Source organism: Nostoc sp. DedSLP04, from assembly GCF_034530775.1.
Lineage (GTDB): Bacteria > Cyanobacteriota > Cyanobacteriia > Cyanobacteriales > Nostocaceae > Nostoc.
In genome coordinates this window covers 1-18,377 of the sequence record NZ_JAVRCL010000070.1, presented here as the reverse complement: position 1 = coordinate 18,377, position 18,377 = coordinate 1, and the positions used below count along the sequence as shown (strand labels likewise).

Genomic DNA, 18,377 nt, shown 5'->3' with positions numbered 1-18,377 from the left:
TTTTTTGCTGATTGTGACCTCAGACATTGACAAATGGCTAATAACAAATAACTAATAACTAATGATCGATGACTAATGACCAATGACCAATGACCAATGACTAATGACCATGAAATTACTAATTAGCAACGATGATGGCGTTTCTGCCTTGGGGATTCGTACCCTAGCCAACTATTTGGCAGAGGCTGGTCATGATGTGAGTGTAGTTTGTCCCGATCGAGAGCGATCGGCAACTGGACACGGGTTAACTTTACACCAACCGATTCGCGCCGAAATTGTTGAAGAGATTTTTCATCCTACTGTCAAAGCTTGGGCTTGTGATGGCACGCCTTCAGATTGCGTCAAATTGGCGCTGTGGGCTTTGCTGGAAACTCCCCCGGATTTAGTTCTCTCTGGTATTAATCAAGGTGCGAATTTGGGAACTGAAATTCTGTATTCTGGCACTGTTTCTGCGGCAATGGAAGGTCTAATTGAAGGCATACCCAGCGTAGCGCTGAGTCTGATGAGTCACACATCTAAAGATTTTCAAGCTGCTGCTAAGTTTGCCACAGTTCTCGTAGACCAGTTAGCCCAAAAACCGCTGCCAGATTTAATGTTGCTCAACGTCAATATTCCTGCGGTCAAATGGGAAGAAATTGCCGGAGTTGCTCTCACCCGTCAAGGCCTACGGCATTACATTGATGTGTTTAATAAACGAGTCGATCCTCGTGGAAAAACGTACTACTGGTTAACCGGAGAGGTAGTTGAGGATGTGGAACTCCCAAGCGGATTAAATCTGCCTCAAAATGTACCTACAGATGTGGAAGTTGTACGTAAAAACTACATCAGTATTACTCCATTACAATACAATCTTACTTACGCAACTGGATTAGATAAATTATCAGATTGGGAATTCAATTTTCCTGGAATCATTTGATTTATCAGGACAAAAATGGGGTTATTCAAATACATCACGAAAAATGTAGGCTATAACGTAGGGGCACTCTTGAAATAAGCGATACACATTCACCCCCAAACCTAAAAAGTTCTAACTGACGTCTTTCATTCACATTTACACAATCAGCCAGAAACAGGATATGCTGTTTTACCAAGAAATCCTTCCTCAAGCAAAATCAGTGAGACAGCATAAACTTCAACAAAAGAAGTAACAATTCTTTCATTTATCGCCCGCTCAGTCCAGCAAGCAACACCCATGTCTAGGATAGAGAATCAATTTACCGTACAATTTTGGGGCGTTCGTGGCAGCATCCCCAGCCCTGGGCCACACACTGTTCGTTACGGCGGTAATACCCCTTGCATATCAATGCAAGCGGGCGATAAACGCTTAGTTTTCGATGCTGGCACGGGACTACATGTTTTGGGGCAATCTCTGTTGCGCCAAATGCCGTTAGAAGCTCACATATTTTTTACCCACTCTCACTGGGATCACATGCAAGGTTTTCCCTTCTTTACGCCAGGGTTTGTAAAGGGGAATGACTTTCATATTTACGGCGCGATCGCACCTGATGGTTCTACCATAGAACAGCGCCTCAACGATCAAATGTTGCACCCGAACTTTCCCGTACCCTTGCAGATTATGCAAGCTAATTTAAATTTCTACGACATTCGTCCAGGGCAACCAATCCACATTGATGACCTTACCGTAGAAACAGCACCTTTAAACCATCCAGGTGAAGCTGTTGGATACCGCGTCAACTGGCGTGGTGGTGCAGCTACTTACATCACTGATACCGAACATTTTCCCGATCGACTCGATGACAATGTGTTGTGGTTAGCTCGTAATGCTGACATTCTGGTTTACGATTCTACCTACACAGACGAGGAATACCACTCGCCAAAATCCCCGAAAATTGGCTGGGGACATTCTACCTGGCAAGAAGCTGTAAAAGTGGCACAAGCCGCTAACGTCAAAACTTTAGTGATTTACCACCACGATCCGGCGCACGATGACGACTTTTTGGATCGTGTCGGCAAAGAAGCCGCTGAAAAATTTCCTGGTGCGATTATGGCACGGGAAGGATTGGTACTTCAGGTTCCGACCTCAGTTGTCTTATCAGAATCTTTTCCTGTTAGCAAGTTTTCTACCTAAAGATTGCGATCGGAGGAATTGGAGATTTTAGATTAGATTGGTGATCAGAGGCTTTCAGCGCTCCTGAAGGCGGTTTACCATAGGGTAGCTTCCTGCTGAGAGCTAAAATAAACCTAAAATCTCAGAATCCACGTGCTAAATTTGTCTAAAAATGGGTGTTCTGTGCGGGTTGCTTTTTCTAGCGTTGGGCTACTAACGCCGACTGCTGTTGCCCTTGGCAAGTTTGATGGCGTTCATCTTGGTCATCAAAGGGTAATTCAACCAGTCTTGCACGCTGGTGGTCACTTATCAGTAGCTAGTAGTCCGCACTCAAAGGAAAATCAACTGACAAATCAAGAATATACTTATTCAACAGTTGTCACCTTTGACCCCCATCCACAGGAGTTTTTTACAGGGCAACCCAGGACTTTGTTAACGCCACTGGATGAAAAAGTCCAACAATTGCGATCGCTTGGGGTAGAACAACTGGTATTACTACCCTTTGACAAAGAATTGTCTGCGTTGACCCCCGAAGAATTTGTCGAAAAAATTCTCGTGCAACAACTACGATGCGAACGAATTAGCATTGGACAGGATTTTTGTTTTGGCGAAAAGCGCAGTGGTACTGCTCAAGATTTGCAATTACTCGCCGCCAAGCACAATATTCCCGTTACCATCGTTCCTTTACAAACTTATACAGGTGATTCGTCCACCCAAACCAGTTGCGTCAGTACTACTCCGACTCAGGATGCTCGCATTAGCACTTCATTGATCCGCCAAACCCTTGAGCAGGGAGACATCGAAAACGCAAATCTGTTACTAGGACGCCCTTACGCCCTTCTTGGTGATGTCGTTCAAGGTCAACAATTGGGCAGAACAATTGGCTTTCCCACCGCTAACCTCCAACTACCAAAAGAAAAGTTTTTGCCCCGCCAAGGAGTCTACGCTGTCCGTGTTTTCACTCTCAATGAAACAACAGATACCGCTCCTAGTGAGAACTTGGGTGTCATGAATATCGGTAATCGTCCAACTATAAACGGTACTTATTCATCTGCGGAAGTACATTTATTCGATTGGTCTGGCGATTTGTATGGCAAAAAACTGGTTGTGCAACTAGTTAAATTTTTGCGCCCCGAACAAAAATTTCCTTCTCTCGAAGCCCTGAAAACACAAATTCAACTTGACTGCGTTGTTGCTAGAGAAGTTTTGAGTGCTGGAGCGGAAAGTTAAAAGTTAGGAGTTAAGAGTTAGGAGTTTGGAGTCATTCAATTTTGGATTTTAGATTTTAGATTTTTATTTCAATCCAAAATTCAAAATTCAAAATCTAAAATTGGCAGAGTTACGAGTTCTAAGTGGGAACAATGTATTTAGGAAAATTGAGCATTGGGCATTAGGGAAGAATTCTTATAACTCCTAACTCCTAACTCCTAACTCCTAACTCCCAACTCCCCATTACACACTCCTCACTCCCCACAACGCATGAGAGAAAAAATCGACGCTTTAACACAAAATCTGGCTCTTACCATCGTTGGCAAAGCTGAGGCAATACGCTTAGTGCTAGTAGCATTGCTAGGTGGTGGTCATGCTCTCTTAGAAGATGTTCCTGGTGTTGGTAAAACCCTACTCGCTAAATCCTTAGCTCGCTCGCTGGATGGCAAGTTTCAACGGCTACAATGCACTCCCGATTTACTGCCAACTGATATTACCGGCACCAACATCTGGAACCCAAAAAGCGGCGAATTTACTTTTTTGCCTGGGCCAGTCTTTACCAATGTGTTATTAGCTGATGAAATTAACCGCGCCACACCTCGCACTCAGTCAGCTTTATTGGAAGTTATGGAGGAACATCAGGTAACAGTTGATGGTGTCTCTCGTGCAGTTCCTCAGCCCTTCTTTGTAATTGCTACTCAAAACCCTATCGAGTATCAAGGTACTTTTCCTCTGCCAGAAGCGCAAATGGATCGGTTTATGTTGTCGCTGAGTTTGGGCTATCCTTCTGAGGCAGAAGAACTCCTGATGCTACAAAATCTCCAAAATGGTATCAAAGTTGCTAATTTGCAGCCTTGTATTACCTTGGCAGAAGTGCAGGAATTGCGTTATCTCTGCTCTCAAGTAAAAGTAGCAACTTCCTTGCAACAATACATTCTCGAATTGGTACGGGCAACACGTCAAGACGAGGAAATCGCCCTTGGTGTCAGTCCCCGTGGCACATTAGCATTACAACGGGCTGCTCAAGCCTTAGCTTTTCTATTAGGGCGTGATTATGCCATTCCCGATGATGTGAAATTTCTTGTCCCTTATGTTCTGTGCCATCGACTTATTCCTAGAGGAGGGCGCAATTCAAGAACTGTTGTTGAGCGATTATTGCGATCGGTTTCTATTCCTTAATGCAAAGTGACTTCAACGATCTAAAAAACAGCTATCCAAGGTAGCGGTAACTGCATTTCTTGCTGGGAAAAATATTTTTCATTTTAGTAAATACCTCATAATAGTCATACTTGAATGAACTTAAGTTTCTTGAACCTGCCGGAATTTGGGCGTGTTAAAATCTCTTACAAAAAAGGTGGATAACAGATGAAAGCGATCGAAGTTACTGGCAAAATTGATTCTCAAGGAAACCTAATTTTAGATGAGCCGATTCAGGGAAACACTTATCCTCATCAGGTTCGGGTGATTGTGTTGGTTCCAGAACAAGCAGAAGCAGAAGAGCTTGACCCTGATGATACGCCCGTTGAGGAGATTAAAGCTAGTTTGAGGAGAGCGTTGCAGCAAGCCAAAACAGGGCAACGCTTGCCATTATCTCAAATGTGGGAGGGAATTGATGCCGAATGAACAGCTATCGGTATTCATCGATTTAACTCCTGAATATAAATAAAACTTGCGTGACCTTTCAAAAAAATTTCGCAATATTCGCTCTGATGTTCAACCAATTATTGAGCAATTACAATAAGGAAATATTGTAGGAGATAGAATTGCGGGCATTGGTGAGGAGTATGTTGTTTATAAGGTGAGAGTTCGTAACAGTAGTATCCAAAAAGGTAAGAGTGCTGGATACCGATTGATTTATCAAGTTAAGTCACCTACAAGCATTTTGCTACTAACGATTTATTCCAAATCTGTCCGAAAAGATATTGGTGCAAATGAAATCGGAGATATTGTGGCTGATTTTTATAGTGAGTCAGGTTAAAACTACTAGAATACTTTTCCTTGCATAGTCAGTGGTGTGCTGAATAGATATTTATATTACTGTTGTCAATATAAAAGATGTGTTGCTGACAAAACTACTTACACAAAATTTGAAACACTGTCAATACTGCGTAAGTCTTATGATTAGCACAAGCGCCACTTTTAAATATTTGGGAATGTGAGGAATGTCAATTTTTGTTAAGGGGAAAATCCGCGATGCCTACGGCGGGCTACGCCAACGCCAAGCGCTACAGCCAAGCGCCGAACGTGAGTTCAAACGCCAATTTTTCGGTTTACTTCTGGTAATTATAACGTGGAGTTTAGCTATGGGTTGGCTTCTAGCCTTGGCAACTAACGCCCAAAGTGCAACTCCTCCCGCTGAAATTGGCACTGTTGATGTAGTACCTGCACAATACCAATTGGGGCAAGAACTTTATTTAGAAAACTGCTCCAAATGTCACATTGCCATACCGCCAGCCGTTTTACCTACCCAAACTTGGAAAAATATCCTGCAAGACTCGCAGCACTACGGCGCACAACTCCAGCCTTTAGTCGATCCGCAACGCATCTTGGTGTGGAAATATCTTTCGACTTTCTCCCGCGTGCAGCTAGATGACGAAGAAACACCATATCGCCTCAACAACTCGCGTTATTTCAAAGCTTTGCATCCAGGAGTTGAGTTATCACGTCCCGTCCAGATTGGCAGCTGTGTCAGCTGTCATCCCAGTGCTAATGATTACAATTTCCGCCGCCTGACAGCAGAGTGGAAGTGAGGAGTGAGGAGTGAGAAGTGAGGAGTTGAAAAATTCATAACTTATAACTCATAACTCCTAACTCTTAACTCCTAACTCTATTCCCCCACACCCTCTCTGGCCCCATCTGGGGGCAAAATGATACTATGAAGAAAGAGTAAATATAAGATAAGAGTTAAAACCAATCAGTTTATTAAATGATTGGCTAGTTTTTATCCCGCTTTTGAGGTAATTCTCATTTCACACCCATCCACGACCAAGACGTTTGGGCTGGGTTAAATGTTTATAATCAATGCCGATCCTTTAATTCTCATCCCCCTTGATTCAGTTCTATAACCTGCCATGCTAAAACTTTTGTTGGGCGACCCCAACGCTCGTAAGCTTAAAAAATACCAACCTTCTGTTACTGAAATTAACCTTTTAGAGGAAGAAATTAAGGTTCTTTCCGATGATGAGTTAAAAGGTAAAACCGTCGAATTTAAACAACGGCTCGCTAAAGGCGAAACCCTAGATGACATATTGCCAGAAGCTTACGCCGTTGTTCGGGAAGCAGCACGGCGAGTATTAGGCTTGCGGCATTTTGATGTCCAACTCCTTGGTGGTATTATTTTGCACGTGGGGCAAATTGCCGAGATGAAAACTGGTGAAGGTAAAACACTAGTCGCTACCTTGCCAAGTTACTTAAACGCCCTTACTGGTAAAGGTGTACACGTCATCACCGTAAACGATTACCTAGCTCGTCGAGACGCTGAATGGATGGGACAGGTGCATCGCTTCTTGGGGCTGAGTGTGGGGCTAATTCAGTCAAGCATGACTCCTAGTGAACGTCAGAAAAACTACGACTGCGATATCACTTATGTTACCAACAGCGAGGTCGGCTTCGACTATCTGCGGGATAACATGGCGACATCAATGGCAGATGTGGTACAACGCCCGTTTAATTATTGCGTAATTGACGAGGTGGACTCGATTTTAGTTGATGAGGCGCGGACACCACTGATTATTTCTGGGCAGGTGGAAAGACCTACAGAAAAATATCTGCAAGCCGCTGAAATAGCATTCACACTCAAAAAAGACGAGCATTACGATGTGGATGAAAAAGCTCGCAACGTTCTATTGACAGATGAAGGGTTTGCGGAATCAGAAAATCTTTTGGGAGTTACAGATTTATTTGACCCAGAAGATCCTTGGGCGCACTTCATTTTCAATGCAATTAAAGCTAAGGAACTTTTCCTCAAAGATGTAAATTACATCGTCCGCAATGGTGAAGTAGTAATTGTGGATGAATTTACTGGTCGGGTGCTAGCCGGTCGGCGTTGGAGTGATGGATTACACCAGGCCATTGAAGCGAAAGAACGCGTAGAGATTCAGCCAGAAACTCAAACTCTAGCGACCATTACTTATCAAAATATGTTCTTGTTGTATCCAAAACTCGGTGGAATGACAGGAACGGCAAAAACCGAAGAACCAGAATTTGAAAAAATTTACAAACTCGAAGTTGCGGTAATTCCCACCAACCGCGATCGCAGACGCGAAGATTTGTCTGATATGGTGTTTAAGACAGAAGCAGGCAAGTGGGGGGCGATCGCCGGAGAATGTGCCGAAATGCACCAACTCGGCAGACCTGTCTTAGTAGGAACCACTAGTGTAGAAAAATCCGAACTTCTCAGCCGCCTATTGAAGGATTTGAAGATTCCTCACGAATTACTCAACGCCCGACCGGAAAACGTCGAGCGTGAGGCGGAAATTGTCGCCCAAGCTGGACGAAAAGGTGCTGTTACCATTGCTACTAACATGGCTGGTAGAGGTACAGACATCATTTTGGGTGGTAACTCCGAATACATGGCACGTCTGAAGCTGCGGGAATACTTCATGCCCCGAATTGTCATGCCAGAAGATGAAGACGCCTTTGGCGTGCAAAGAGCAACTGGATTGCCTACAGGACATGGTGGTGGTCAAGGCTTTGTCCCTGGTAAAAAAGTCAAAACTTGGCGGGCTTCGCCAGAAATTTTCCCGACTCAATTGACAAAAGAAACAGAAAAACTACTCAAAGATGCAGTAGAAATTGCCGTGCGTGAGTATGGCGATCGCAGTTTACCAGAATTGGAAGCTGAAGAAAAGGTAGCTGTAGCCGCAGAAAAAGCCCCCATTGATGACCCTGTAATTCAGAAATTGCGGGAAGCTTACAACCGCGTCAAACAGGAATACGAACAATTTACTACCCGCGAACATGAAGAGGTAGTGGGTATCGGCGGTTTGCACGTCATTGGTACAGAACGCCACGAATCACGGCGGATTGATAACCAGTTGCGCGGACGTGCAGGAAGACAAGGCGACCCTGGAACCACGAGATTCTTCCTCAGTTTAGAGGATAACCTATTGCGGATTTTTGGTGGCGATCGCGTCGCTGGGTTAATGAATGCCTTCCAAGTGGAAGAAGATATGCCCATCGAATCTGGGATGCTTACCCGGAGTTTGGAAGGTGCACAGAAAAAAGTTGAAACCTACTACTATGACATTCGGAAGCAGGTATTTGAGTATGACGAGGTGATGAATAATCAACGTCGTGCTATTTATGCTGAACGCCGCCGAGTTTTAGAAGGTCAAGACTTGAAAGAACAGGTGATTAAATACGCTGAAAAAACGATGGATGACATCGTTGACTTCTACATCAACGTAGACTTACCCTCGGAAGAGTGGGAGTTAGAAAAGTTGGTTGAGAAAGTCAAAGAATTCGTCTATCTGCTAGCGGATTTACAAGCTAGTCAATTAGAAGATATTACAGTCAGCGAGATTAAAGCCTTCCTCCACGAACAGGTACGAATTGCTTACGACCTCAAAGAAGCGCAGATTGACCAAGTTCAACCGGGACTTATGCGCCAAGCGGAACGTTTCTTTATCTTGCAACGCATTGATACCTTGTGGCGGGAACACCTGCAACAAATGGATGCCTTGCGCGAATCGGTGGGATTACGTGGTTATGGGCAAAAAGACCCGCTCATTGAATACAAGAGCGAAGGGTATGAATTGTTCTTGGATATGATGGTTAACATCCGCCGAGACGTTGTTTACTCGTTGTTCATGTTCCAGCCACAGCCGCAACCGGTAGTGCAGGCTTCGTCTGAGATGGTGTAGTAGGGAATATATTACGCAGAGACGCAAAGGCGCAAAGAGTGCTTTTGCGTCTTTGTGTTTTAATGCATCTCTCAAAAATATTTTGTTTTCAGGAGTTTGCTGAAACGGGTAAGCTGATACTACCAAGTCCTCAGGGTAAGCAAATGGGGCAAGTAATAGTTACCCTTACTATCACAAATCAAATCGATCGAGTTCTGGCAGAACGAGGTTTTATTTCTTCGGGTTTCTCGCCTACTTAAGTATTCCACTCAGATCGGTACAAAATTGATTTATGGAAACCTTAAGTCATTAGGTATGCAAATGATTTTGTGATTTTGCACCCTGACAGATAAGCATTAAATAAATACAAATAAATAGCTATAAAAATGAGTGGTTTGAAACCCAGAGTACCCTCTTTACAGTTGTCATAAAACCAAGAGATAGAAGAAAGACCATGCTTGTTTTCCACTGGTAAGTCTTACCATTGAGTTAAGTTCATTAGTAAAAGGAAAGTTAGCTGCAAATACAGCACAATCAATTCAAGAATTTATGCAAATCTTTTTTAGCTGTATTTTTAACATTAATCTATAGCCAAATACAGCTATTTTTAATGAATTTTTACAGGCAGAATTGCATTATCTACTGCTGTTATCTGGGCTGACTTTTCATAAGCTTTGAACTCAAAAACAAGCATGGTCAGTGAGCGACGTTGAAGTGTCACTTTTACCTACTGTCTTATACTACTATGTGGTATAAGATAGAGGTATAGAAATATTTATAAGAAGCTTTTATGGACATTGCCCATAAAAGTTACCTACAATGTGGTTATGCAAGCTTTAGGAAGCTGTTGCAGATGTATTGGCAGATGCAATAGCTTTATCACCATCAGTAATAGCGCCAGCAAGAGCACCAGCAAGAGCACCTGAAATCTCAGCGGAAATACCGAATTTGTCTACTTTATAACTGCTTTTCTTAGCAGTAGAATAGCTACGTGCGTAAGCAGATGCAACTCCCCCTTGTACTTGACTAAGATCGGAAGTTTCATCTTCACAAAAACTGAGATCGGAAATTCTTAATCGTTCCATAAAAAAGCTCTCTTTGAAAAACGAATGTATTGCTGAAAGTTTTTGATAACTTTCAGCAATTTTTCTATCTAAAATGCACTGTAGTACACTGTAGGACTAAGGCATATTTAGCCGGCAGAAGAACTAGATGAACCGACACTAGCAGATAGGCTGTATTTCTTGGAGACAGCAACGGTGCTAGTAGCAATGCTGGTGATAGCGATGTTTTTACCAAAAGCGAATGCTTTTGAATTAGCATCTGCAAAAGCTATTCCACCTTGAACATTGTCATTTTCAAGAACGGTTTCTACATGAGAAAGATCGTTGATAATCATGATTTTACTTTCCTAAGAATTAGTAAGGTCAACTGGTTTGTTGTCGTGCCACTACAACTTGTTTTTTAGTGGCATACAAAGAATAGCACTATTAGAATTCGATGAACAGTAGTTTTACGTAAATTTTCTTTTATGAAGGAAAAAACATTCTACTATCAAGTTACTGACCCTATATAGTATTTAAAAATTGTTTGAAAAGTACTTTGCTATGTACTATCAAGTTATTTACAACGTCTAGTATTTAGAGGTTGTTTTAAATGTGTTTCGATATGAGTTTAAGGACTTTTAATTCCCCTAACCTCCAAGTCTATTTCATTCGATCTATTAAGGATATTGTCAACAACATAGACAGTAAATGCGGGGAAGTTAGTAATCGAAAAATTACTATCTCAAAGAGTCAATTTCAGTGCGTTAGCGTTGGCGTAGCCTCTCGTAGAGAAGCCTTGCCGTACCTCTACGGGGAAGCAAGCTACGCAAAGCGTCTTTGACAGGAGAGGGCATCACTATTTTCTTGTGCAATCAGATTTTTTATTCACCTGATTTTTTGCTTGAAACGCTTGTAAATCAGCACCTTTTAGGACATGAAACAGCTTTCCTTGCCCTAACGTCGTCAGGGGTCTTTCATGTCCTTTATTGGTATCAGTAAACTTAAGCTAAAACTCCTTTAATATCTCGTTTCCAGTCAGAGGCTAGAAATACTGCCTCCCATTAAACATTCCCCTGCTCCGACAGGCAATGAGATAAACCGCTAAAAGCTTTAACCTTAAGTTGACACCAATGTAAGTCCTTGCACCTCTACAAATCTAAAAATAGTTGGGGATAATTTATTTTTTGCAAGTCCTTAAAAGAGAAGGATAGTAAGATTTAAAGCCTCTCTCTTTTTAGAATAGATATTGCAAATAACTCTAAGGATAGATTGACAATATATTTGTTCGTCGAATTTATCCTGCCTTCATAGCAAACTAGTTATAATTATCTTCCATCTCCCTCAGAAATTAAATTCTCATTTACACAGTATTTATATGGGACGTGTTCGTTCTAAATCTGACCTACCTACAAAAATCTGTCCGGTATGTCAACGTCCTTTCACATGGCGTAAAAAGTGGCAAGATTGCTGGGACGATGTGAAATACTGCTCAGAACGTTGTCGTCGTCGCCGTTCTGAAGCTCAAAATGAAACCAACCGCGATACAGACGCAAATAGCGCAAGAGATTAATGGAGTTACAGGTGCAACCTAAATTAATTATTCATGGTGGGGCTGGTAGTTCTCTCCACGGTAAAGGCGGATTAGAGGCGGTGCGCCGATCGCTCCATACAGTAATAGAAGAAGTTTATTCTCTGCTATTGTCAGGAGCAACTGCCTCTGAGGCAGTGGTGCGGGGTTGCCTAATGCTCGAAGACAACCCCCGTTTTAATGCTGGTACTGGTTCAGTATTGCAATCTGATGGACAAATCCGTATGAGTGCTTCCCTGATGGATGGTGCATCAGGGCGGTTTAGTGGTGTGATTAATATCTCGCGGGTGAAAAATCCGATTGATTTAGCGCAATTTTTACAAAGCTCCCCAGACCGAGTGCTATCAGATTTCGGTTCGGCTGAGTTGGCGCGAGAAATGCAAATTCCCAGCTATAACGCTTTAACTGATTTGCGGTTACAAGAGTGGATACAAGAGCGCCAGGATAATTTTAAAAGCGCAATGGCTGGCGTAGTAGCAGAACCCGAACTGCTCGAAACCAGCAATAGCGGACGCGGTACCATCGGTGTAGTAGCTTTAGATGCATCTGGTAAGTTAGCTGCTGGCACTTCTACTGGTGGTAAGGGATTTGAGCGGATTGGCAGGGTAAGTGATTCGGCGATGCCAGCAGGTAATTATGCTACTAGTAATGCTGGTGTTAGCTGTACTGGCATTGGTGAAGATATCATCGATGAGTGTTTAGCCGCACGGATTGTAGTGCGTGTCACTGATGGGATGTCACTGAAGGAGGCGATGCAGCGTTCCTTTGGGGAAGCTCACGAGAACAAACGCGATTTGGGAGCGATCGCCTTAGATGCTAGTGGAGCGATCGCTTGGGGGAAAACTAGCGAAATCTTACTCGCCGCCTACCACGATGGCGAAAAAGTTGGTGACACTTTGGAATGGACTGGCAACGAACTGATTGGCTATTGTTGAATCAGTTTCAGGGCTTCGGCTAAAGTTTCTTGCTGGTCAACCATTGCGGCCAATTCTTGGGCTTCATAACGCCCCTCAAAAACTTCTAGCGCCGCTCTTTTCAGTGCCACTTGATATCCTTGTTCCAGAATATCGATTAATTCTGCCTGATTCAAGTAAAAGCCACCGGATTTGCGGCGCTTGTTTATTTTGTTGATTTCCCGCACTGTATTTTCTATTGAAACATCCCAAGAGCGAGTAGAACGTTTTTCGGCCTTTTGTTTAATTAAATGGATGAGCAGAATCACACCATAACTATCAATTTTATTGATTTTGTCATTGAGGCTCATTTCTTCTAACTCATCCACCAACAGCAACGCCTCATGGATTTTGCCTTGTTCTAGAAATTGCCTAAGTTCTAGCAGTTCTTCCATGCATGTTATATGTTGAGATTTTGGCTATATTACTAATCTAGCTAGATTAGACATCTAGCAAAAATTGTGGTTTATAGTCTAAAGCCACAGATCGAGCGCGATTAACACCGATGAATTATTTATGTCGATCTGTGGTTTCATTTTCAACATTTTTCCTTTGCCAAGCTGGTTTCACCACCTGACGACTACGGGCAATTACCAGAGAATCATCAGGCACATCTTCTGTCACAGTAGAACCAGCTGCAATGTAGACATCATCTCCCAAAGTGAGTGGAGCCACTAAAACGCTATTGGCGCCAGTTTTTGTGCGATCGCCTATTTTGGTACGATGTTTCTTTACGCCGTCATAGTTGGCAGTAATTGTACCAGCACCAATATTCACCTGATTACCGACAACAGTATCACCTATATATGACAAATGGGCTGCATTGGTGCGATCGCCTAATTGCGTATTTTTCAACTCCACAAAATTTCCCACACGGCAACCAGCACCCACCTGTACCTGACCGCGCAAATGAGTATAAGGGCCAATTCGGCTTCCGGCCTGCACGGTGCTATTTATAACTACTGAATATTGCACCGTGACATTTTCACTTAACTGACTATTTTCAATTAAACTCCCCGGCCCAATCCGACTTCCTGTTTGGATTACCGTATTTCCCCGCAGGTGAGTTTGGGGTTCAATAATTACATCCGCTTGCAATTCCACTGTTTCATCAATGGTGATGCTTGTAGGGTCGATGAGAGTGACACCCGCCAGCATCCATTTTTCCTTGACTCGTTTTTGCAAAATTTCGGATGCTGCTGCCAGTTGCAAGCGATCGTTGATACCAAGAATTTCTTGATAATCTTCCACATCCACTGCCATTACTTGTCCTACCTGAGTTACAGCATCGGTAAGATAGTATTCTTTTTGGGCATTGTTTGCCTGGAGATGGGGAAGCACCTTTGCCAAATCTGGCCAGCGAAAGCAGTAAACTCCAGCGTTAATTCGCTGATTTTCTCGTTGAGCAGCCGTACAATCCTTGTGTTCGACCATTTCCTGCACAATATTTTGATCATTACAAAAAACGCGCCCGTAGCCTGTGGGGTCGGGTAGGTGCGAGGTGAGAATAGTGGCAGAGTTTTGATTTTGGACGTGAGTTTGTAACATCTGCTTAAGAGTTTCGCTGCGTATTAACGGTAAATCGCCGTTAAGTACCAGTAAATCTCCTGTGTAATTTTCCAAGTGAGGAAGTAATTGCTGGATAGCATGACCTGTCCCCAATTGCACAGTCTGTTCGACAAACTCCAAACTGGGAATTGAATGCATGGCGGCTTGGACTTCCTCAGATTGATATCCCACAATCACGATTCGCCGTGAGGGCGAAAGTGGTTCTACACTTTCGAGAACTCTCTCTACTAGCGATCGCCCACCCAAAGAATGTAAAACCTTGGGTAAGCGTGATTTCATCCGTGTGCCGCGTCCCGCCGCTAGAATTGCTACAACTACCATAATTAGCTATCAGCTATCAGTGAAATTGTGATTAGTGCTGTTAGTACTTTAAAATCTCGGCTCAAATCATACCAGCTAATCATAGAAGACTGAAAATATCAAAAAATTCAGAATTCAGGAGTCGGTATAACTTTTACTCATAAAAAGCAGAGATTATAATAATGCAAATTAGCGTTCATTACAGCAGCTACAAATCATTACTCCCTATTCCTCAGTCTTCCCATTTTCCTGAAAAGAGCAAATAAACTCTGCAAACTGCTGCATTAGTTTGGGGTTACGCCAACCAGAATCAGCTTCTTCTTGCATCACTAAAAGGGCTTCTGTTGAAGTAAAAGCTCTTTTGTAAGGTCGTTCACTAGTCAGGGCATCATAAATATCAATTAACTGAAATACTTGCGCAAGATAAGGAATATCATCTCCCTTGAGTCGATCGGGGTAGCCTGAACCATCCCAACGTTCGTGGTGATGACGAATAATCGGAATTACACCGCGCATACTGCGTAGTGGTTGGCAGATTTTTTCTCCAATCAAAACGTGCTGCTGCATAATTTGCCAATCTTCGGGGGTGAGTTTGCCTTTTTTTAGCAGCACAGCATCGGGAATACCCACCTTACCAATATCGTGGAGATAACCACCCCACATCAAATCTCGAATTTGATAGCGTGTGAGGTTGAGGTATTCACCAAAAACTTGTCCCAGTTTTACTAGACGTTCGCAATGGTTGCCTGTATTGGGATCGCGACTTTCGATAGACATGGCAATGGAAAACAGTACTTGTTCGGCATGGTCTAAATCTTCGTTCATACGCTTCTGCCGCACCAAGGACTTTACACGCGCTGCGAGTTCCACCCGATCGAAGGGTTTAGTGAGAAAATCATCTGCCCCAACTTCAATTCCCCGAATGCGCGATCGCCTGTCATTTAACGCTGTAATAAAAATTACTGGGATTAGCCTAGTCTGCTCATCTTGTTTAAGCAATTGGCACACTTCAAATCCATCCATTCCTGGCATCATGACATCCAGCAAAATCAAATCTGGTTGTTTTTGAGTTACCAATCCCACAACAATAGACCCAGTGTCCGCCTCAATCACCTCATATCCTTCCATCCCCAAGAGGGCAACAGCAGTCATCCGGCTGGCGGCATGATCGTCAACAACTAAAACCTTCGGCGGATCTAAATCAAACCCATTCACTTTAGAACCTTTGGCTTGTAGTGTTCTAGAGACCAATGAATCTTCATCACAATTAACATCAGATTTTATCCAAGAAAACATTGCTTGCCTATCTTCAAGCATAAGGTCTCCTTGAGATAAGCCTAAAGAATAACCCTCCGCATTTTGCGATTCTACAGCATGATTTGAACCGATACTCTTCACTGTGCTAATGGGGTTTGACCCATTAACAATTTTTTCTGTAAAGCCTGTATGGTTGGATTTCCATTGAATCACAAAGGCACTCCAAGTTTTTGCACAAGTTAGTTAACAGCGTTAGATTTTAAAAACAAATTTAAGATTTGACTGTATCTGAGTCAGAATTTCGATATGGATTATGGATGATGTCAAGCTGCGGATGGAATTTTTCGCAGCATGTATCTTTTATGTTACGAACAAGATGTATCTTGTTGTCAAATTTTTTGCTTTTAATTCCAGTATTATAAATTATCACAAATGTTAAATCAGGTTTTTTACGGAGATTTTTTAGCCTTGTGGCGTCAGAAACCGTTGTAATTGAACAATTTATATCAAAATATCGGATTTTGAGTTTCAAGTCTTTATAGTAATCATTTAGATATAATTTTTTTACTCAGTTATAGGAATAATCTAGTACCGTAAAATATGATGTGATATTGAATACTAACATATAGTTAAGCTATTTGACTCGTAAAAACTCGTTGAATTAGGCTTGCAGTCCATAGACGTAGCATATTGTATGATATTGTAATCAAACTACAAACTAGTTCCCATAAAATCCCTACCTTGTGTTCCCAATAACCACCTTTTTCGCCAATGAGAGGAAGGTTCTAGGCAAGAGGTTTCTTGCTCTTGTTGTCGCCGCCTGACTATGACTTCAGTTGGATCGCTCAATTGAGGATCGCGATAGGGAATAGCAGCACGAGTTAGCAAGTGTTCTTTTTCAACTTCTGAAAGGGTAGTGAATAGGGAGTCGTCTTTAGACTCAGCATTTTGAGAATGTGTTGCCACAGTACCAGGCGATCGCCTTCCTACGGGTGGGGTAGAAGATATAACCAAGCCAGCAGACAAAAGTGCTGTACGTACAGCAGCAGCACAAGAATAGGTGGCTAATAAACCATCTGGATGTAAACACAATGAGAGTTGTTTAATAAATTCAACAGTCCATAATTGAGGACACTGTGGTGGTGAAAAGGGATCGAGGAAAATTGCATCTGCCCAGAAACCCGACTGACGTACTAGCGCAATTGTAGTTCTAGCATCACCAATCAGTAACTTCGCTTTCAAGCAAGGTGTTTGTACTTGATGCTCAAAAGCTAGCTTTTTCAAAATTTCAATATAGTTACAGTTCCAATTGTCGAACAACTGATGGGCGATCGCCGCTTGTGGCACTGCTGGATTCAGTTCTAAACCGATTATTTCAACACAACAACTAGGATTCACGTCCCAAATTGTTTGCAAAGCAGCAGCTGTGTTATATCCCAGACCATAACAAACATCCAATAGTCGCAAGACAGGTTTTTGCGCTGCTGTAGCCAGTTGAGTAGGTTCTACAAACTTGCAAAAACTTTCCTGCGTAGCTCCATAATGGCTGTGAAAGGATTCACCAAACTCTTGAGAGACAAAGGTAAAAGAACCATCTGCTGTTAACTTAGGTGTAAAATTCTCTAAGTCTGACATCTTACAAAAAAACTAAATAATGACTAATGCCCAATTCCCAATTTGTTGTTTCGCCAGCTTGGCTGTTTGAACATCTAGAAGATCCGCAAGTCGTTATTGTGGATTGTCGCTTTTCTTTAGCCGATCCACAACTAGGACAGCAACAGTATCAAACCAGTCACATAGATGGGTCATATTACTTAGATTTGAATCAGGATCTTTCCAGTCCAGTGGGTAAGCATGGTGGGAGACATCCTTTACCTAACCCTAATGATATAGCTAACAAATTGGCAGCGATTGGGGTAAATTATCAAAAAAGTTTAGTTGTAGCTTATGATGATTCGCGCTTTGCTTTTGCATCTCGTCTATGGTGGCTGTTGCGCTATCTAGGACATGAGCAAGTAGCAGTACTAGATGGGGGCTTGGCTGGATGGCAAGAAGCTGGCTATTCTGTTACAGATGTTATTCCTTCCCCCCAAATGGGTACGTTTGTCCCTCAAGTACAAACAGAAAAGGTGGTAGATATTACAGCGGTGAAAAGCCGGAAAGATAGCCACGAGGTAGTATTGGTAGATTCAAGAGAGAGCGATCGCTACCAAGGCGAACGAGAGCCAATCGATCGCATTGCCGGACATATTCCCGGTGCAGTCAACTATCCCTGGCAAGAAGTTACAGATTCTTCCGGCTACCTACTTCCTCAAGAAGAACAACGCCGTCGGTGGGAAAAGCTAAAAACAGCCGAAGAAATATTAGTATATTGTGGTTCTGGCGTTACTGCTTGTGTGAATTTACTTTCTTTAGAATTAGCTGGTATTAGCAAGGGTAAACTTTATGCTGGTAGCTGGAGTGATTGGATTTCTTATTTATAGTCATTAGTCATTGGTCATTGGTCATTGGTCATTGGTCATTGGTCATTGGTCATTGGTCATT

16 protein-coding genes and 1 pseudogene are annotated in these 18,377 nt (G+C 42.6%); 11 read left to right on the top strand and 6 right to left on the bottom strand.

The genetic code is table 11. The features are described 5' to 3' along the window. Nucleotides 1–109 precede the first annotated feature (109 nt). The 8 genes and pseudogenes from surE to secA all read left to right on the top strand — a co-directional run bounded on the left by surE (nucleotide 110) and on the right by secA (nucleotide 9,141). Nucleotides 110–916 carry a 5'/3'-nucleotidase SurE gene (gene surE, locus RMX89_RS29145; RefSeq protein WP_322683982.1) on the top strand — a complete coding sequence of 269 codons (807 nt, stop codon included), beginning with the start codon at nucleotides 110–112 and terminating at the stop codon, nucleotides 914–916. A 276-nt stretch (nucleotides 917–1,192) separates the two neighbouring features. Continuing rightward, nucleotides 1,193–2,089, top strand: coding sequence for an MBL fold metallo-hydrolase (locus RMX89_RS29140; protein ID WP_322675259.1), 897 nt, complete (start codon nucleotides 1,193–1,195; stop codon nucleotides 2,087–2,089). Nucleotides 2,090–2,221: 132 nt separating this feature from the next. Beyond that, entirely contained in the window at nucleotides 2,222–3,298 is a 1,077-nt protein-coding gene (locus tag RMX89_RS29135) for a bifunctional riboflavin kinase/FAD synthetase (protein WP_322691375.1), read from the top strand. Nucleotides 3,299–3,547: 249 nt separating this feature from the next. Beyond that, entirely contained in the window at nucleotides 3,548–4,456 is a 909-nt protein-coding gene (locus tag RMX89_RS29130) for a MoxR family ATPase (RefSeq protein ID WP_322675261.1), read from the top strand. Nucleotides 4,457–4,642: 186 nt separating this feature from the next. Beyond that, a complete protein-coding gene (locus RMX89_RS29125; RefSeq protein WP_322683978.1) occupies nucleotides 4,643–4,900 on the top strand; it encodes a hypothetical protein in 258 nt (85 codons plus the stop codon). Nucleotides 4,901–4,946: 46 nt separating this feature from the next. Continuing rightward, nucleotides 4,947–5,255: pseudogene (locus RMX89_RS29120) on the top strand (type II toxin-antitoxin system RelE/ParE family toxin). A gap of 184 nt (nucleotides 5,256–5,439) precedes the next feature. Then, nucleotides 5,440–6,027: a cytochrome C gene (locus RMX89_RS29115; RefSeq protein WP_322691374.1), complete on the top strand. Its 588-nt coding sequence runs from the start codon at nucleotides 5,440–5,442 to the stop codon at nucleotides 6,025–6,027. A 321-nt stretch (nucleotides 6,028–6,348) separates the two neighbouring features. Beyond that, nucleotides 6,349–9,141, top strand: a complete 2,793-nt coding sequence (gene secA, locus RMX89_RS29110) for a preprotein translocase subunit SecA (RefSeq protein WP_322691373.1) — start codon at nucleotides 6,349–6,351, stop codon at nucleotides 9,139–9,141. An 815-nt stretch (nucleotides 9,142–9,956) separates the two neighbouring features. On the opposite strand, the gene RMX89_RS29105 is transcribed toward secA, so the two are convergent. Continuing rightward, nucleotides 9,957–10,205: a hypothetical protein gene (locus RMX89_RS29105; protein WP_322675265.1), complete on the bottom strand. Its 249-nt coding sequence runs from the start codon at nucleotides 10,203–10,205 to the stop codon at nucleotides 9,957–9,959. Between the two features lie 107 nt (nucleotides 10,206–10,312). Next, nucleotides 10,313–10,519 carry a hypothetical protein gene (locus RMX89_RS29100; RefSeq protein ID WP_322675266.1) on the bottom strand — a complete coding sequence of 69 codons (207 nt, stop codon included), beginning with the start codon at nucleotides 10,517–10,519 and terminating at the stop codon, nucleotides 10,313–10,315. A 1,022-nt stretch (nucleotides 10,520–11,541) separates the two neighbouring features. Here RMX89_RS29100 and RMX89_RS29095 point away from each other — a divergent pair. Beyond that, nucleotides 11,542–11,736: a DUF2256 domain-containing protein gene (locus tag RMX89_RS29095; RefSeq protein ID WP_289799005.1), complete on the top strand. Its 195-nt coding sequence runs from the start codon at nucleotides 11,542–11,544 to the stop codon at nucleotides 11,734–11,736. Then, nucleotides 11,736–12,689 (top strand): isoaspartyl peptidase/L-asparaginase, encoded by a 954-nt coding sequence (locus tag RMX89_RS29090; protein ID WP_322691372.1) that lies wholly within the window; start codon nucleotides 11,736–11,738, stop codon nucleotides 12,687–12,689. Before RMX89_RS29095 ends, RMX89_RS29090 begins: the two co-directional genes overlap by 1 nt. Here RMX89_RS29090 and RMX89_RS29085 read toward each other — a convergent pair. From RMX89_RS29085 to RMX89_RS29070, 4 genes are all read right to left on the bottom strand, one after another. After that, nucleotides 12,680–13,102 (bottom strand): DUF29 family protein, encoded by a 423-nt coding sequence (locus tag RMX89_RS29085; protein ID WP_322691371.1) that lies wholly within the window; start codon nucleotides 13,100–13,102, stop codon nucleotides 12,680–12,682. The genes RMX89_RS29090 and RMX89_RS29085 overlap by 10 nt on opposite strands. 115 nt (nucleotides 13,103–13,217) lie before the next feature. Continuing rightward, entirely contained in the window at nucleotides 13,218–14,597 is a 1,380-nt protein-coding gene (glmU, locus tag RMX89_RS29080) for a bifunctional UDP-N-acetylglucosamine diphosphorylase/glucosamine-1-phosphate N-acetyltransferase GlmU (RefSeq protein WP_322691370.1), read from the bottom strand. Nucleotides 14,598–14,801: 204 nt separating this feature from the next. Continuing rightward, nucleotides 14,802–16,046, bottom strand: a complete 1,245-nt coding sequence (locus RMX89_RS29075; protein ID WP_322691369.1) for a two-component system response regulator — start codon at nucleotides 16,044–16,046, stop codon at nucleotides 14,802–14,804. A 498-nt stretch (nucleotides 16,047–16,544) separates the two neighbouring features. Further along, nucleotides 16,545–17,468 (bottom strand): tRNA (5-methylaminomethyl-2-thiouridine)(34)-methyltransferase MnmD, encoded by a 924-nt coding sequence (locus RMX89_RS29070; protein ID WP_322691368.1) that lies wholly within the window; start codon nucleotides 17,466–17,468, stop codon nucleotides 16,545–16,547. 26 nt (nucleotides 17,469–17,494) lie between these two features. On the opposite strand from RMX89_RS29070, the gene RMX89_RS29065 reads away from it, so the two are divergent. Beyond that, entirely contained in the window at nucleotides 17,495–18,316 is an 822-nt protein-coding gene (locus tag RMX89_RS29065) for a sulfurtransferase (RefSeq protein ID WP_322691367.1), read from the top strand. The last annotated feature ends 61 nt before the right edge of the window (nucleotides 18,317–18,377 follow it).

Excerpts from the sequence above, each read along its gene's own strand:
- RMX89_RS29090 (WP_322691372.1), top strand. The coding sequence starts at position 11,736 with ATGGAGTTACAGGTGCAACCTAAATTAATTATTCATGGTGGGGCTGGT.
- glmU (WP_322691370.1), bottom strand. The coding sequence starts at position 14,597 with ATGGTAGTTGTAGCAATTCTAGCGGCGGGACGCGGCACACGGATGAAA.
- secA (WP_322691373.1), top strand. The coding sequence starts at position 6,349 with ATGCTAAAACTTTTGTTGGGCGACCCCAACGCTCGTAAGCTTAAAAAA.
- RMX89_RS29100 (WP_322675266.1), bottom strand. The coding sequence starts at position 10,519 with ATGATTATCAACGATCTTTCTCATGTAGAAACCGTTCTTGAAAATGAC.
- RMX89_RS29105 (WP_322675265.1), bottom strand. The coding sequence starts at position 10,205 with ATGGAACGATTAAGAATTTCCGATCTCAGTTTTTGTGAAGATGAAACT.
- RMX89_RS29070 (WP_322691368.1), bottom strand. The coding sequence starts at position 17,468 with ATGTCAGACTTAGAGAATTTTACACCTAAGTTAACAGCAGATGGTTCT.
- surE (WP_322683982.1), top strand. The coding sequence starts at position 110 with ATGAAATTACTAATTAGCAACGATGATGGCGTTTCTGCCTTGGGGATT.
- RMX89_RS29125 (WP_322683978.1), top strand. The coding sequence starts at position 4,643 with ATGAAAGCGATCGAAGTTACTGGCAAAATTGATTCTCAAGGAAACCTA.
- RMX89_RS29085 (WP_322691371.1), bottom strand. The coding sequence starts at position 13,102 with ATGGAAGAACTGCTAGAACTTAGGCAATTTCTAGAACAAGGCAAAATC.
- RMX89_RS29130 (WP_322675261.1), top strand. The coding sequence starts at position 3,548 with ATGAGAGAAAAAATCGACGCTTTAACACAAAATCTGGCTCTTACCATC.
- RMX89_RS29095 (WP_289799005.1), top strand. The coding sequence starts at position 11,542 with ATGGGACGTGTTCGTTCTAAATCTGACCTACCTACAAAAATCTGTCCG.
- RMX89_RS29115 (WP_322691374.1), top strand. The coding sequence starts at position 5,440 with ATGTCAATTTTTGTTAAGGGGAAAATCCGCGATGCCTACGGCGGGCTA.
- RMX89_RS29065 (WP_322691367.1), top strand. The coding sequence starts at position 17,495 with ATGCCCAATTCCCAATTTGTTGTTTCGCCAGCTTGGCTGTTTGAACAT.
- RMX89_RS29140 (WP_322675259.1), top strand. The coding sequence starts at position 1,193 with ATGTCTAGGATAGAGAATCAATTTACCGTACAATTTTGGGGCGTTCGT.